At 61.6% G+C, this 13,967-nt stretch carries 25 protein-coding genes; 10 read left to right on the top strand and 15 right to left on the bottom strand.

Annotated elements, in window-relative coordinates; all coding sequences use genetic code 11:
- Window positions 1-55: 55 nt before the first annotated feature.
- Window positions 56-1,669: an extracellular solute-binding protein gene (locus X773_RS49360; protein ID WP_023675776.1), complete on the bottom strand. Its 1,614-nt coding sequence runs from the start codon at window positions 1,667-1,669 to the stop codon at window positions 56-58.
- Window positions 1,670-2,041: 372 nt separating this feature from the next.
- On the opposite strand from X773_RS49360, the gene X773_RS49355 reads away from it, so the two are divergent.
- From X773_RS49355 to X773_RS74325, 3 genes are read left to right on the top strand one after another with little or no spacing between them, the layout of a single operon-like run.
- Window positions 2,042-3,073, top strand: a complete 1,032-nt coding sequence (locus X773_RS49355; protein ID WP_023675775.1) for a LacI family DNA-binding transcriptional regulator — start codon at window positions 2,042-2,044, stop codon at window positions 3,071-3,073.
- A gap of 11 nt (window positions 3,074-3,084) precedes the next feature.
- Window positions 3,085-3,297 (top strand): hypothetical protein, encoded by a 213-nt coding sequence (locus X773_RS77305; RefSeq protein WP_023675774.1) that lies wholly within the window; start codon window positions 3,085-3,087, stop codon window positions 3,295-3,297.
- Between the two features lie 2 nt (window positions 3,298-3,299).
- Entirely contained in the window at window positions 3,300-3,464 is a 165-nt protein-coding gene (locus tag X773_RS74325) for an SIP domain-containing protein (protein ID WP_023675773.1), read from the top strand.
- Here the strand turns inward: X773_RS74325 and X773_RS49345 are convergent.
- The 3 genes from X773_RS49345 to X773_RS49335 form a co-directional block, all read right to left on the bottom strand.
- A complete protein-coding gene (locus tag X773_RS49345; protein WP_023675772.1) occupies window positions 3,461-3,883 on the bottom strand; it encodes a DUF126 domain-containing protein in 423 nt (140 codons plus the stop codon). The genes X773_RS74325 and X773_RS49345 overlap by 4 nt on opposite strands.
- Window positions 3,880-5,130 (bottom strand): aconitase X, encoded by a 1,251-nt coding sequence (locus X773_RS49340; protein WP_023675771.1) that lies wholly within the window; start codon window positions 5,128-5,130, stop codon window positions 3,880-3,882. Before X773_RS49340 ends, X773_RS49345 begins: the two co-directional genes overlap by 4 nt.
- 186 nt (window positions 5,131-5,316) lie before the next feature.
- Complete coding sequence (locus X773_RS49335) at window positions 5,317-5,568, bottom strand: hypothetical protein (RefSeq protein ID WP_023675770.1); 252 nt, start codon at window positions 5,566-5,568, stop codon at window positions 5,317-5,319.
- A gap of 183 nt (window positions 5,569-5,751) precedes the next feature.
- Here X773_RS49335 and X773_RS73605 point away from each other — a divergent pair, with 183 nt between their 5' ends.
- The gene (locus X773_RS73605; protein ID WP_051406104.1) at window positions 5,752-6,174 is read left to right on the top strand and encodes a hypothetical protein; all 423 of its coding nucleotides are present in this window, start codon (window positions 5,752-5,754) and stop codon (window positions 6,172-6,174) included.
- 286 nt (window positions 6,175-6,460) lie between these two features.
- On the opposite strand, the gene X773_RS49330 is transcribed toward X773_RS73605, so the two are convergent.
- From X773_RS49330 to X773_RS49315, 4 genes are all read right to left on the bottom strand, one after another.
- Window positions 6,461-6,688 carry a DUF2934 domain-containing protein gene (locus tag X773_RS49330; RefSeq protein ID WP_023675768.1) on the bottom strand — a complete coding sequence of 76 codons (228 nt, stop codon included), beginning with the start codon at window positions 6,686-6,688 and terminating at the stop codon, window positions 6,461-6,463.
- 86 nt (window positions 6,689-6,774) lie between these two features.
- Complete coding sequence (locus X773_RS49325; protein WP_023675767.1) at window positions 6,775-6,987, bottom strand: hypothetical protein; 213 nt, start codon at window positions 6,985-6,987, stop codon at window positions 6,775-6,777.
- Between the two features lie 124 nt (window positions 6,988-7,111).
- Window positions 7,112-7,417, bottom strand: a complete 306-nt coding sequence (locus X773_RS49320) for a DUF1236 domain-containing protein (protein ID WP_023675766.1) — start codon at window positions 7,415-7,417, stop codon at window positions 7,112-7,114.
- A 342-nt stretch (window positions 7,418-7,759) separates the two neighbouring features.
- A complete protein-coding gene (locus tag X773_RS49315) occupies window positions 7,760-8,056 on the bottom strand; it encodes a hypothetical protein (protein WP_023675765.1) in 297 nt (98 codons plus the stop codon).
- A gap of 167 nt (window positions 8,057-8,223) precedes the next feature.
- Between X773_RS49315 and X773_RS49310 the strand changes: the two genes are divergently transcribed.
- Entirely contained in the window at window positions 8,224-8,499 is a 276-nt protein-coding gene (locus X773_RS49310) for a hypothetical protein (protein ID WP_023675764.1), read from the top strand.
- A gap of 51 nt (window positions 8,500-8,550) precedes the next feature.
- On the opposite strand, the gene X773_RS49305 is transcribed toward X773_RS49310, so the two are convergent.
- The 6 genes from X773_RS49305 to X773_RS49280 form a co-directional block, all read right to left on the bottom strand.
- Window positions 8,551-8,850, bottom strand: a complete 300-nt coding sequence (locus tag X773_RS49305; protein ID WP_023675763.1) for a hypothetical protein — start codon at window positions 8,848-8,850, stop codon at window positions 8,551-8,553.
- A gap of 182 nt (window positions 8,851-9,032) precedes the next feature.
- Window positions 9,033-9,356, bottom strand: a complete 324-nt coding sequence (locus X773_RS49300) for a hypothetical protein (RefSeq protein WP_023675762.1) — start codon at window positions 9,354-9,356, stop codon at window positions 9,033-9,035.
- Entirely contained in the window at window positions 9,356-9,559 is a 204-nt protein-coding gene (locus X773_RS49295) for a hypothetical protein (protein WP_023675761.1), read from the bottom strand. Before X773_RS49295 ends, X773_RS49300 begins: the two co-directional genes overlap by 1 nt.
- A complete protein-coding gene (locus X773_RS49290) occupies window positions 9,544-9,813 on the bottom strand; it encodes a hypothetical protein (protein ID WP_023675760.1) in 270 nt (89 codons plus the stop codon). The genes X773_RS49295 and X773_RS49290 overlap by 16 nt, the downstream gene beginning before the upstream one ends.
- Entirely contained in the window at window positions 9,813-10,025 is a 213-nt protein-coding gene (locus X773_RS49285; RefSeq protein WP_023675759.1) for a hypothetical protein, read from the bottom strand. Before X773_RS49285 ends, X773_RS49290 begins: the two co-directional genes overlap by 1 nt.
- 1 nt (window position 10,026) lies before the next feature.
- The gene (locus X773_RS49280) at window positions 10,027-10,830 is read right to left on the bottom strand and encodes an N-acetylmuramidase family protein (protein WP_023675758.1); all 804 of its coding nucleotides are present in this window, start codon (window positions 10,828-10,830) and stop codon (window positions 10,027-10,029) included.
- A 152-nt stretch (window positions 10,831-10,982) separates the two neighbouring features.
- Here X773_RS49280 and X773_RS49275 point away from each other — a divergent pair, with 152 nt between their 5' ends.
- The 5 genes from X773_RS49275 to X773_RS78975 all read left to right on the top strand — a co-directional run bounded on the left by X773_RS49275 (window position 10,983) and on the right by X773_RS78975 (window position 13,194).
- A complete protein-coding gene (locus tag X773_RS49275) occupies window positions 10,983-11,168 on the top strand; it encodes a hypothetical protein (RefSeq protein WP_031211530.1) in 186 nt (61 codons plus the stop codon).
- Window positions 11,169-11,308: 140 nt separating this feature from the next.
- Window positions 11,309-11,491, top strand: a complete 183-nt coding sequence (locus X773_RS49270; protein WP_031211529.1) for a hypothetical protein — start codon at window positions 11,309-11,311, stop codon at window positions 11,489-11,491.
- Between the two features lie 177 nt (window positions 11,492-11,668).
- Entirely contained in the window at window positions 11,669-11,836 is a 168-nt protein-coding gene (locus X773_RS77300) for a hypothetical protein (RefSeq protein ID WP_023675755.1), read from the top strand.
- Between the two features lie 154 nt (window positions 11,837-11,990).
- Window positions 11,991-12,164 carry a hypothetical protein gene (locus tag X773_RS77295; RefSeq protein ID WP_023675754.1) on the top strand — a complete coding sequence of 58 codons (174 nt, stop codon included), beginning with the start codon at window positions 11,991-11,993 and terminating at the stop codon, window positions 12,162-12,164.
- Between the two features lie 478 nt (window positions 12,165-12,642).
- Window positions 12,643-13,194, top strand: coding sequence for an acyltransferase (locus X773_RS78975; protein WP_031211527.1), 552 nt, complete (start codon window positions 12,643-12,645; stop codon window positions 13,192-13,194).
- On the opposite strand, the gene X773_RS49250 is transcribed toward X773_RS78975, so the two are convergent.
- On the bottom strand, window positions 13,183-13,896 hold the full coding sequence (locus tag X773_RS49250; protein ID WP_023675751.1) for a class I SAM-dependent methyltransferase: 714 nt from the start codon (window positions 13,894-13,896) through the stop codon (window positions 13,183-13,185). The two genes, X773_RS78975 and X773_RS49250, sit on opposite strands and share 12 nt — an antisense overlap.
- Window positions 13,897-13,967 lie beyond the last annotated feature (71 nt).

Genomic DNA, 13,967 nt, shown 5'->3' with positions numbered 1-13,967 from the left:
GTTGCCGAGGGGAAGAGCGACCGCTCCTCCCCTTCTTGGTAAGATCCTGCGACGATCAGGCGATCGGATCGAGGACGGTCGGCCAGGCCTCCTTGTTGGTCTTGATGGCTTCGAGAAGCTTCTCCTCGCCGGTGCGGCGGGCAATCTTCTTCCACTCGGCCTCGGTGTCGGCCATCGCCTGCTCGGCTGTCTTGGCCTTGGTCAGCGCGGCGACGAGGTTCTCGTCCAGCGCGTTGTGGAAGGCGGTGGCGCCGGGATAGTTGATGGTGGGCACGGTGCGGGCGACCGTCTCTCGCACCACGTCCATGTGGTAGGCGTGATAGGTCTGGCGAACCAGCGGATCCGAGAAATCCGATAGCCGGAACGGATCGAAGTAGCCGCCCGGATTGGCAGTCATCCAGGCGTAGATGCGGCTTGAGCCCAGCCACTGCAGGAACAGGTAGCAGGCCTCCGGATTCTTGGCTTGCGAGGACACCGACGCCGACAGATTGAGCCACAGCACCGACCGGCTGACCAGCTTGCCGTCGATTTCGCGGCCGGGCGGCAGCATCGAGCCGATCTTGCCGGTGACAGCTGAATCCTTGTTGCCGGCATTGTCGAGGAATTTCGGCAGATTGGAGAAGGCGCAGGTCATGGCCGCACCGCCCTTGGCGAAATTGCCGTACTGCTCCGGCCAGCCCCAGGAGATCGCGTCCGGCGAATGGTGCGAAAGCGAAGCGATGTACTCGCTGGTCGCCGCGATACCTTGCTCAGAATTGATCAGCGGCTTGCCGGTATCGTCGAACAAGAACTGATTGGGCGAAGCCATTGAGACATAACGCTGATACCAGTTGGTGTAGCCCCAGCCCTGGTTGCGCAGATCGGTCGAGCCGAACAGGCCCTTGTCCGGGCGCTGGAAGAAGGCCGCGATCTCGTCATGCTGCTTCCAGGTCTTCGGCGCCGCCAGTTCATAGCCGTATTTGTCGGAGAAGGCCTTCTTCTCGTTTGCGTCGCCGAACAGATCGGTACGGTAGACCCATGTCTGGAAGTCGCCATCCAGCGACACGCCGTAGGTCGAGCCGCGATACTGGTTGAGCAGCGAGACGCCCTTGGCGCCGTCGACATAGCCGCGCTCGGGATCGTCCCATTCCGGCTTGTATTGCGCGACGAAGTCGTCGAGCTTGAGGATGCCGCCGGTTTCGGCGAGGTCGCCAAGGCGGTTCCATTCGACCGCGTAGATGTCATATGCCCCACCCTTGGTGGAGATGTCCTGCATCGTCTTGGTGAATTCCTGGCCGTTTGGCACACCGACGATTTCCAACGGAATGCCGGTTTCCTTCTCCCAGAGATCCTTGATCGACGGCGCGCCGGCCGGAAACGGCTGGGTCAACTGGCCGATCGAGCCGTCGGACAGGCCAAGTACGATCTTGGCCGGCGCCTTGCCGGCGCCCTTCATCGCCCTGGCCGCCTCGATGGCGCGGCCCTCGGGCGTGTCGGCGCCATACTGGTAGCGCTCCGAGCCGTCGAAGCCCGTCGGGCCACCGATCATGCCGGGCGCCAGGGCATCGGCCGCATAGGCACGGCTTGGGCGAATGAATTTCGGTGCAATACCTGCGGCGGCAACAAGGACTGCCGCCTTTCCACCGGACGCCAGCAAACGGCGCCGCGACACGCGGATCAAATTCGACATTGGAACTCCTCCCTCAGGGCCTTGTTCCTCCACGGCCCTTATGATGGATATTGACGGCACTATACGAAGGCTGTCAACATCATAAATAATCAATACACCTCATAACATCTCATGGGAGGGGAAGAATGGCGTTTGTAAAGGCTCTCATACTGAAGCCGGTGCTTGAATTTGAGGGAGCCCGGCTGCCCACCTCCCCGCTTTGGTCTGCTTGGGCATTTTGGTGTAGCGCGGCGGCTTGCGCATCGGCCAAGGCCGGTTACATCATTTCCCATCAGAATCGCGGACGGCGATGAAGCCGCTCTCCGACGGTGGACCCATGAAATGCGTGATCTCGATGCGCCCCTGGCGCGTTTTGGAATGAGGTGATCGACAGTGCGGTCCACCCTGACAGACATAGCCCGGGAGGCCGGCGTTTCGGCCGCCACGGTCGACCGTGTGCTCAACAACCGCGCCGGGGTTCGGGCGCGCACCCGCGAGGTCGTGCTCGAAACGGCACAGCGGCTTGGCTATATCGCTGAAAATTCGAACAATCCGAACCAGCGCAACGCGGTTACTGGCGAGGTCATACGGCTGGATTTCGCCCTGCCCGCCGGCACCAATTCCTTCATCAAGATGCTGCACCGCCAGATCGAGGCGCAGGCGCAGGCGCGGCCGGACCTCGACGTCCGCGTCGCTACCATCGAAGGCTTCAATCCGGACCGGCTTGCGCGTCTGCTGCAGGAACTGCACGGGCAGACGCAAGGCGTCGGTGTGATCGCGCTCGACCATCCGACGGTCCGCGAGGCGATCCGCTCACTTTCGGCCAGCGGCGTCAGGGTCGTCACCATCGCTTCCGACATCCTGCATGTGCCGCGGGTTGCCTATATCGGCATCGACAACCGCGCCGCCGGCCGGCTCGCCGGCTACCTTCTCAACCGCTTCATGGGTGCCGGGCGTCCGGGCAAGGTCGCGCTGTTCGCCGGTTCGCTCTCCTACCGCGGCCACGAGGAGCGCGAGATGGGCTTCCGCCACATACTGGCGGAAGAATCGCCCAATCTGCAGATCGTCGAGATGCGCGAGATGCTCGACGACCGGGAGAAGGCCTATTCGGAGGCCTCCGCCCTGCTCGACCGGCACCCGGACCTGGCCGCCATCTACAATGTCGGCGCCGGCAACACCGGCATCGCCCGCGCACTCAAGGAGCGCGGGCGCGCGCTGTCGACGGTCTTTCTCGGCCATGAGGTGACGGAAGGCACCAAGGAGCTTCTGCTCGACGGCACGCTCGACGCGGTCATCGACCAGAACCCGCGTGTCGAAGCCCGCGAGGCGCTCAACACCTTGAGCCATGCGGTCAGGGGCTTGCCTTACGAACTGCACCAGCCACGGCTGCAAGTGATCTTCAGGGAAAGCATCCCGGAGATCTGAAAGAAGGGCCGATGCCGATCATAGATGCGCCGCCCAATACGAACAGCGCCTTCGTCTCCGCCGCCGGCGACGACCGTCTCGGCGGCCAGTGCCTTGAACCCGCAAGACGGCGCAAGGACAGACACGCCATCGGCAGCATAACCGTCATGCTGCCCGATCGAAACCAGCGCATGTGCCCGCGCCGGCTATCACTGCCGACCATGCCATTTCGCCCCTGTGGGTAAGCTTGCTCGCATGGCCGACCGGTTCGGCGTTCGGCTGGTTTGCGGCCGAAGCGGCAGCCGCCACGACGGTGCGCGAACACTGGCGCGGCACGCTGGCGCTCGGCCGCAACGAAACACTGGCGGCAGCCTACTGGCGGCGGGGCGCGGCGGGACTGATGGCCGGCTAGAGCTTGCTCACCATCGCTTGCGCATCTTCGCCCAGACCGATTGCGATCCGGTCGCCGGAGACAATGCCTGACATGTCGCAGACAACCAGCGGCATGCTGATTTCGTAGAGGAATTCGGCAACGATGGCGCCGACGGCAAGGATCGGGTCCGGCCGCTCCAGGATAATGCCGGCCGGCGCCGTGCCTCTGCGGATCGCTTCGGCTAGAACCGAAGACGAGGACGACGACCCTCGCCCGCTCGGCATCACCAGGATCTTGCCGGCGATATTGCCGCCCAGGTCCGGATGCGAATGGTCGATGATGTCGCCCGTTTCGACGTCGATCCCGCCCCAGAAGCTGAGCGCCTGCGAAAGCACCAGCGCTGGGCCTTGTGCCGAGCCGGAAAGGTGGAATGTACCGGTTCTGGCCGGCGTCTTCATGGCGCGCCTCGCACGACGCGGCCGGCCGCAGCCGAGCGGACGCAGTCTTCCATGTCACCGAAGGCCACCGAGACACCGATATTGCCAGGTGCGTAATGCGCCCATTTGCCCGAATTGGTCATCACCACGCCATCGAGACGCTCGAGGATCGACGTGACATAGGTGCAGGTGTCGGTGACCGGAACGAGGCCGAAGGCTTCCATGCCGGCCAGTGCGCCTTCGTCCTGCAGCCGCGTCAGCGTCGCGCGCCCTGTGTTGACATAGATTGGGACACCCTTGCCTGGACCGACTTCGCGCAGCAGCGGCAACAGGCGCATCCACTCTTCATGGGAGAAATGCGGCGTGCCTAACGACACGGCTGCAAGCTGCACGCCGTCGGGGACGCTCGACAGCCTGGCCAGCGCATGGTGGATGTCAGCGCGAGAGATCCGGATTTTTTCCTCCGGCGCCAGGCCGTGCAACGCCTCATCCGGCGTCTTCGCCTCCGGCGTGATGCCGACGGCATGAAACAGCGCCACGGCACCCGTCGTTGCCGCCGCCGCCCCCAGCGCCTTCAATTGGTCCTCGTCGCGCGGCTGCGGCAGGCCCGATATGACAGGGATGCGGTCGCGAGCCCTTTGCCCGATGATCAGCCCGACGCCGACAAACAGAGCGTCGCTTGGCTCGAAAGCAGCGTCAGTCAGCTCGAACAGGACCTGGCCTCGTCGATTTTCACTCAGATGCAGCCCCCATGCCGGCGCGCGCCCGGTCATTGCGCAGCACAAATCGATAAAATCGCCATAGCGGTTGGTCCGCGCCCCGATCACCGAATTGGCAAAGACGATGGCGTTGGACTCACCCCAGGCGATCTGCTCGCCGAACCTTGGCCGGAACCGGGTCTGATAGGGTGCGCAGGTGAAGGTCGCCTGGCAGCCGAGTTCCAGATGCGCCTTCATCAGGCGTCGCGCCGGCGTTTCTTGCGACACCGGCATCTTCACCAATCCGGGATGGATGAGGTCGAACGAACCGACGTTCAGCGTCGTCGGCACCCGAACGCGGCCGCCGCCCTCGATCAGCATTTCGACGAAATCGAGGCTGGCCTGGCCGTGATAAAGGCAGCCGTCGATATGGGCACCGGCAATGTCCAGCAATTTGCGCGCGCCGACCGCCTTCGAAAAGGCAACCAGGATCTTCATGGCGGCAGCGGCTGCCGAGCCTTGCTCGCCATGCAGCATCGACTGGTCGCCGGCCGTCAATTCCAGCGTCATCGGCAAAATTCCCGAGCCCACACCATGCCGATCAAGCACTCCCTGATTGCGGAGCGTCTGGCAAGACAGAGCTTTGGATCTCTTCTACTTCGCAGCGATCAGCAGACCAGACATTCACAGCTCATCGCGAAGCAAGAGAGACGCGAAGCACGGTCGGAGAGCGGGCGATCCGCGGCGGAAACGGCGCTATTCCTTCTGGGGCACCCCGTCGACTGCCCCGTCGCCATCTGCAGAATGCGGCAGAATGCCGAAATCGCGCGACTTGGTCCCATGCGCCGCCGTCAGGAAACCATCGGCTGTGAGGCCTCGCCTCAAAAGTTCCCGTACCGCGGCCGACCGGCTCGGCATGCGCTTGTCGAAGCGCCAGTTCTCCAACGCCGCCAGTTCATCGGCGGTCAGCATGATCTGCAATCGTTCCGGGCGTTCCAGTTCGGACATCTCGGCCTCCAGTCATACCAGGCTAAAACTAGCTGAGTTAGCATGTTCCTAATTCTTCGTAGAGTTAGGTATGTTGGCAGAGTACGTCAAGATCTCCAGATGCGTGATCCGTGCAGAAATCCAATGAAGCGGATCAAGCATCAACCGCACAATCGACAAAATACACTAACTATTTGATACTAAATGATTTTTCAAGATTTTCGCTTGTCAATCGCCGACTCTGGGCGCATGGTGAAAGCGAGGGATAAACCGCTCCTGAAGGGAAGGTTTTCCATGCGCTACGGATTTTCGGTTCGCCTGCACGAAGACGTCAGTTCCCGAGTTCGGGCTACATTGCGGTCCGGGATTGCCATCAATCTGACTGCTGTCGCCGAAGCCGCGCGACTGCAGAACCTCGCCGAGAATGTTGCGCGCGAAGACATCGAATGGCTCGTCATGCAAGCAGCCCAGCTCTACGGGGCGGCTATCGAGTTCGACGGCTTCGCGGAAACCGATCTGGCGGAGTTTGCGTGCCCTCAGCTGATGCAAAGAAGCCCCGCCGTGGGCTGGGACGCCTTGGAAGACGGAGCGTCCGCTTCGCCGGATCCTGGCCGTCAAACACACTGAGGCGCGTGCTCGTGTGAGCCCCGCCCTGCTGCCGCCACGTGCAAGGCGGTAAGTAGCCCGCCATTGGGATGGCGGGCTTGGCGCCGACGAATCTCGCGCCTGAATATGAGCTCTGCACTGGCAGGCACGAGGAATGGCTGTTGCCATTGCCTTGGGCAGGGCAGTTCCGCCGTGACCGGACCGATCCGGACAAGGCGGCCGGGCCTATACCATGAACGTAGCCTATAATGGATCTGAATTCTGCCGTTTGGACGCGTTCAATCCAAGTCTGCCTAAATCCGCTCGTTCACGCTTTGCGTGGCGCCTTGGGTTTGCTTCCGTCCTTGGTGACGGGCGCCGGCTTAGGCTGGCGTGCTTTCGGCTTCGGTCGGCTGGCGGTCTCCGGCGCGGCGGTTTCTGCGTCGATTTCGGCGGTAGCCTGATCCCAATGCTGCTGATGGGCCCCGTCGGGCCTGCCTGCCTGTTCCCAGATCGCGTGTGCTCGCTGGCGAATCCGTTCCTGCCTGTCCGTCACTGTTGCCTCCGTCGGCTCGGTTCATGCGTAAGCAACGCTGTTCTAGCTGAAATTTCGACCCGCGTCTTGAGGCGCAGGCAACACCGTCATTGAGCCTCTCTGTCACACAGGACAGCGACGCCGAGGAGCGCCGCCTTCTTGATGATCAGCCCTTCAAGGTCGGCGTCCGAGCGCTCGGTTCCGGTGCGTTTGCGCAACAGTGCTATCGCCGCCTTCATCGACAGCAGACCATCGCCTCGTTCAGCAAGCAGTTTGTCGACGGCGGCGGCCACGTTGACCGGCTCGACATGCGGCAGCATGGGAATGGCTCCTTTCCTTGTTTCGAGACGACAGCGGCTCCATCCCGATCGCTCGGGATGGAGCTCTGATTTGGTTATTAGACCGTGACCTTTCCAAACCCGGTTCGCGGTTTGGCAACGCCGATCACTCGATGACCTGCACGATCTTGCGGGTGCCGGGGTCGACGAGCACGGTGCGATTGCCGACGACGACGTATCTGTACCGCACGTCTGGAACATCGATCGGTTGCAGCTCGACCGTATCGGGCAACGTGGAACCGATATTGAGCTCCACCCCCAGAAGACTGATCGACGCAAGCGGGTGCTTGTGGACGTATTCGCGGATGACCGTCTGCTGTTCGGGCGTGACAATCACCTGGTCCGCGGTGGCCACGCCGACGCCGGCAAGCAACGCCAATCCCGCCGCAGCAGGAACAAGGTGGATTTTCATCGTCTACTCCTGTTGTTACGGGCCTCGCCCTTACAATTGCGACGCGGCATTCCGGTCGAAGCGGCGAACCCTCTAGGCAAACGCCCACGCCACCTTGTTGTTCCGTAAGTGGCGGCTAATCGAACACCGGTGAAGTGCCCGCGCGATGCGGCGAATGGACTGCGAATGAACTGCGGTGGCCCGCGTCGCAAGACGCGGGCCGATCGGTTTCCCGATCAGCAGCGATACCGGAGGGGGGTGATATCTACTGCGTCTGAAATAACATTTAGGACAAGCTAATGTTCCTAAGCGAGTGCAACAAACCTGCCGGCGCAAGCGGCGCGAAGTTGCCGCTCGTCGCTGCTACTGCTTTGGCGGCTGTGGCGGCACCTCGCCGGGCTTGATCACCGGGGTCTTGCCCTCATCCGGCGGTGGCGCCGCCATGCCCTGATCGCCCGTTGGCGGGGGCTTCAGCACCCCACCGCATGGCTCGAGCGTATCGGACAAATTGTTGCCGGCCGGCTTCTGCTGCTCGCTGTTCTTGTCGGGCAGCTCGACTTTGCAGCGGTCGGATTGCGCCTGTTCGCCCGGCTGCGCGGCCGCCGGCACCGCCAGCAGCAGCGCACCTAGCATATACGGCAAGAAAATGAGCGGTCTCATGTCGAGCTCCTTTCGCGCCAGTATCTTCTGAATGTGAAGGCGGGCAGGCGCGATTGGTTCCGTCGTGCGGCAATGCGCCCGGACCGCAGCGGCCCGGAACCGGCCGCCAGACTTATGAGTTCAACCACTGAGCCAATTCAGGGCCCCTGACATTATGGAGAACCGCGATGAAACCGCGCAGGAAAGAACGAACCGACGACGAGACGGAGAGCCCGACGATCCAGCAGCAGGACTGGGACGCCATCCGGAGCGGGAGAATCCTCCCTGACGGCGTGCCGCAAAACGGCGATATTCGCTACGACGTCGAGAAAAGCGGCGAACTGCCGGAGGAGGACGACGATAACGCTTACCAGGAAAGCGACGAGGCCTTGCCGGACGACACCGATGAACGCGTCATTTCGCGCGATCTCCAACGGGAAGGTGGTCCTTTCGACGAGGAATGAGCCACCGCCTTCCGCATTCTGCATCGGCGGTCGGATGAAAAACCCTTGCTTTCAGTCCGGGAGGTCGAAGACCGGATCCTGGCAGCGATAGACCGGACATTGACCGTCACGCGTCTTGATATAAGCGGCGCGCGGCACCTGCGGCCAGTCGCATTCATTGCCGAATTGGCGGACGTATCGATCGTAGGTGTTCTGGCCGGTGGTCAGCACCACCGAGCGATGCCTCTGGATCAGAAGCTGTGTCTGTTCGCACGTCATCGCGCGGCTGTCCGGCCGGGCGTGGGCCGTCGCGGCAAACAGAAGCGCCCCGGCTGTCAGGACTGCCGCTTGTGTCAGGACCTTGGCAAGCATGACACCATCTCCCATGCCTAACGCGCATCTTGGTCGGGCAGCGCCGGATCGAGCCGCCCTGTCGCGAAAGAAAGATCGTACAGAATGCGAGGGAAAATGCAAAAAAGCCCGCCGCACCTTTCGGNACCTTTCGGTGCGGCGGGCTCCAACTGAACGTCACTATTTCGTCGGGCTTGGGCGGCTTACTCCTCCTTCACCGGCCCGAACCGGCGCACGATCATTTCGAAGACGATGTCCGAAATCCACATGGCCGAGACGCCGATTAGGAACGCCGCGGCCAGCGTCGTGGTGTCGTCGTCCGGAGAAGGAATGGGCAGGCCGGCGGCGCGGAAATAATGCACGACCGGCAGCGTCAGATAGGCCGCCGCCAGCGCGCCGCAGATCGGCGAGGCCACCATTTCGCGGACCTTGTAGCGATGGCGCGACAAGGCCCGCAAAATGCCGCCGGACAGGCCGGCGACCAACACCGGCGCCTTGATGCCCAGGACGTCGAGCAACTCGTGCATCATGGCGTCCACCCGCACCATCTGGCGCCCTGCCCGTTGAAGGCATTCATCTCGTCGAGCTCGGGCCGGGTCATGGCGGCGACCACGGCCGCCGATGGCCGGCGCGGCTGGTTATGGTCGCACCAGACCTGGCGCGGATTACCGGCCGGCGCGGTTGTCGTGCAGCCGGCGAGCACCAGGCAGAGGATCAGCGCCTTGCCCATTTCCCAGCCTCCGCTCTGGCTGCCGCATCGGTCATGCCGGCGGCCTTGCGCTCTTCGGCGGCGGCCTCGCGGCTCATTTCCAGGCGGTCTTCGGCGGCCGCGACTTTTGCCTCGGCCTGTTTGACCGCCTCCTTCTTCGCCCGGTTGATGCCGCCGGCAACATAAAGGCCGATGCCGCCGGCCGCAGCGGCCAATACCGTCATGACGACCTTGTTGCCGAGGATGGCGCTGAGAATGGCGAGGAGTGCGGCCATCACAAATCCTCCGCGCGGCGGCGGCGCAGGAACTCGGTCAAAACGCCGTTGATCACAAGAAACCAGGGGAACCATTCCCCTGGGATAATCGGCGAAAGAACCTGCGGGTCGACATAGGTAACGACGGTCGCGATAACGCCGATGGCCGCCTGAAGCCGCGCCCAGAATATTGTTTCGCTGCCGCGGAAGAAGCTCTTGATCCGGGTCCACATGTCATTTCCTTCCAAACAGTTTCAGGATGGCTGATAGTTTCAGGATGGCTGCGATCAGCGCTGCCCAGAGGCCGGGCCTGGCGGCAGGCACGGGAGGTGCAGAGGACGCGGGCGCAGCGGTCGCTTGCGGAACGGCAATTGGCTTAGCGGGCTCTGGCGGGACTGCGGGGACGACCGCCGATGACACCGGACCGGCAGACGGCCAGGGCGTGTCCTTGATGCGCGACCATTTGCGATAGGCCTCGGCAAGCCTGGTATCGTAGGCGTTCTTGCGGTAGCCGGCGCCGTTGTAGCCCTTGGCAAAAGCAGCCCAGTCATGATTGCGCAGATTGCCGTCGAGCCGGTTCGCGACGATGAAATCGATCGCCGCACCGAGCTGCAGCGCCTCGTCCGCCATCATTGCCTCGGCCATCGCCTGCACGGTAAGGAAGCCCGCGGCCTTGAAATTCTCGCCGAGGACCTGACCCAGCCCCCACGAAGCGGATTTGAGCGCCGCGGTTTCGTCGATCGCACAAGCTGCCCTGAGCCGTGGGTAGCTGTCCCTGGGATAGGGCTTTGCGCCCCACTTCGGATAGGCGAGGCCGGCGGCTACCGCCTTTGCCCGCTTGGCACCCGACAGGTTGCGGTAGAAGACGTGCGGTTCGAACAGGATGACCGGCCGGCCAACGGCGTCGAAGCCGCGCCCGCTGGTTTCAACATCGAGGAACGCGTGCATCTCGTCCTCGCCGACGCCGATCCGGGCACCGAGTTTCGGCAAGTCTATATCATCGAGGCGCCTGGCGGCGCCCCTGAACGTCATGTCCATGGGCAGTCCTTTCCGCCCTCGCGGGCAAGGTTTTGAGGTTGAAAAAGCAGATGCGTGGCGGCAAAGCAGAATTGGGCGGCAGCCCGTGCCGATGTTGCAAGGAAGGTTGATGTTTTCGACCTGCCGTGTGAAATGGCCGCGGGATGGTGCACATGTCTGATGATGAACAAACCGCTGCGGCGCGCTGGACGGTGAAGTCCGAGCTCCGCACCGTCGGTCGCGACAAGCCGCTGCTGCTGGTGCTGTCGGCGATCCTCTGCCTCTATTGTGCGTTTATCGCCGGACCGATCGTCTATGCGGTGCTGGCCATCAACGGCATTGCGGATTTCTTCAAATGAAGCCAGTTCCGGCGATCTCGCTCAGGTCCCGGTTCCTGCGTCTACCGCGCCCGAAATTGCTCGACCTGGATGAAATTGCTTAGCCGGGATGAAACTGTTCCCGTCTATCGTTCGTACCTGTAGCGGGTACGGGAGGACACGTGACGATAAGAATCAGGCTTCCAGGCGGCACCTTGAAGATCAAGAAAAGGGACGAGCTGCGGCGCCGCGAGCAGAAACGCGAGGTGCCGGTTTGGCAGTTCGGCAATTACTTCGTCATCTGGTGGCCGAGCGGCATGTCCGGTCGCCCATCCTCGCCCAATAAATCCTCGCCCAGGAAATAGCCCCCGCACCCGACGATCCCAACTGGCACTGGCGCCCCGTGCGGGATCGGGAACCGCCGCGCGCGCCCGAACCTCAAGACCGCTCGACTAGTCCCAGAAATAGTCAGCGGGCAGGCATTGACTCTTCCGCAGCGGAAGGTCTCTGATGCTGCATTGCACAATGGGGTGGCGGAATCGATGGCGGTGCGTATCAGGATGCCTGGCGGCACACTGAAGGTGAAGGTGTACCGCGAATTGCGCGACCGCGAACGCGCCCGCCGCATACCCGTCGTCAAGATCGGCCGGATCTATTTCACCTGGTGGTCGAACCGCCAGCGCCTGATTGATGATCAGTCGCCAGGATAAAGCTCTTTCGGCCGGCCCTGCCCGCCCGGCACCGCGAAGCCTCCGCAGCTCGCAAAATAAGTTGATGATCCTGCTGTTGACTCTTCCGCAACGGAAGGTCTCTACTTACCGCATTGCACGAAAATTGCTGCGTTGCACAACGGGAGTTGGACCGATGGCAGTGCGTATCAGGTTGCCTGGCGGCACTCTGAAGATGAAGACCTATCGTGAGTTGCGGGCCAGGGAACGCGACCGCCGCGTGCCTGTGATGAAGATGGGCTCGCTGTATTTTGTCTGGTGGTCGAAAAGCCAGGAACCTCACCAGAAGCCGCAGGACAGCAGACGGTAGCGGCTCCGCCGCGGTGGGTCTGCGTCGGCGATGAACCCTGACAATTCCGAAATACCGCCCAGCTGTAGGATTTCTGGTCGGCCTGCTGTGCCATTGTTGGTGCGCACAGCATCCCGAGCGGCCCTCGCAGAGCAATTCTTCTGACGAACTTTTCGGCGATTTTCAAATGGCCTCCAGACTGGCGGACACGCGCGTTTGCAAGCTTGCAAACCGCCGCCGCTTGTCGCAATACCTAGGCCGTGAGGAGTCGCATGGATGATAGAGCCTGACCTGCTTATTGCGAACAACCAATTTCGGCTGTCGGTTCAGTTAGCCGAAGGGCAACTAATCCCACGCACAATCATTGATACAGACCTCGAAGACGCAGCGCCGGCATTCTTCGAAGGGGCACACCAACATTGGAAGCATTTCAGATTCTTTGAGCAATCAAAGCCTTTCGCTGAGAGGTTGTCAAAGCCGCACTTCAACCGTAACTGATATGCCATTCGTTCCATCATTCCTCTACCGCCTAGCCGGCATCAACTCCGGTCCCGCGACGAAGCTAAGTTTGCGGAGCGTCCGCAGTTTGCGGCGAGGCAAGCATGCGATCGGCGAAGAATGCATCATCAATGGCGTCTTTTCCTTCGATCGCGCCGATGCAAAGATCATCGTTGGAAAAAGATCCTATATCGGCAAGAGCCACCTCGTAGCGGCTGAGAGGATCGAAATCGGGGATGACGTGATCATTAGTTGGGGTACCACAGTCGTCGATCACAATTCTCACGCGACGGGTTGGCAAGACCGCCAGGAAGATATCGCCGACTGGCATCAGGGGAAAAAGGACTGGTCAAAGATCACCGTTGCGCCAGTGAAGATTGAAGACAGTGTTTTTATCGGCTTCAACGTCATCATTCTCAAGGGCGTAACGATCGGCAAGGGATCGGTCGTCGGTGCGGGGTCTGTGGTCACAAAAGACGTGCCGCCCTTTAGTATGGTCGGCGGTAATCCTGCAAAGCAAATCGGCGGCGCTGCTGCTAGATCAGCGACTTGAGCACAGAGCTCCAGCCATGTAGGCCATGCTGCGCATCGCCATCTTGGGTGCAAACCTGAGAAATTCGGTTCGCAGTCTGTGTTTTACCCATCCTTTTTTTTCGCCAGCCAGGTGCTGTTCATAGGCGAGGTCGTGCGCAAAAACCTTTAGCCGCTCGACCTTTAGCCCGGACGTTTTGAGAAGGTTTTCAAACGTTTGGGTCGTGTAGAAGTTGATATGCCCATACGGCCCTGACATCCGAATGGCCTTACTGATATCTCGCGTATGCTCCAAAGGCACTTCGATATAGAGCTTCTTGCAGACCCGAGCCGCCTCCCTCAGAAACATCCGTTCGTGCTCGACGTGTTCGACGACGTGAATGGCAAGCCCGAGATCGAACGACTTGTCGGGATGGGGGATGTGATAGCCGTCGAATACGTCGACGTTGGCCAGTTTGGCGATTTTTCTTGCCTTGATGGCCTCGACGCCGCTCTTCGAAATCTCGACGGCGCCAAGTTTCTTACCGAGCCCCTTCCTGTTCAGCTTATCCAGCACCGCACCTTCGCCCGCCCCGATGTCAAGAATCCTGTCGAAGCACTGGCTTTGAATGATCGCTTCGATGTGCCCGACCGACTGGTTTGAAGCTATATCCCGTTTTGCGGCTACTTTTCCATCGGCGTAATAGTCGTCATAGATGTCGATGATGCTGCCGGCATGCGCCATGGACAATCCTCCAAGGATAGCCCCCCGCCAACCTCATCCTGCCATTGCCTGCGAATGGCGTCCAGCTTCGA

The sequence above is a fragment of the Mesorhizobium sp. LSJC280B00 genome (genome assembly GCF_000502835.1).
GTDB lineage: Bacteria > Pseudomonadota > Alphaproteobacteria > Rhizobiales > Rhizobiaceae > Mesorhizobium.
The sequence above is the reverse complement of the archived record's forward strand: the minus strand, read 5'-3'. Positions and strand labels throughout refer to the sequence as shown.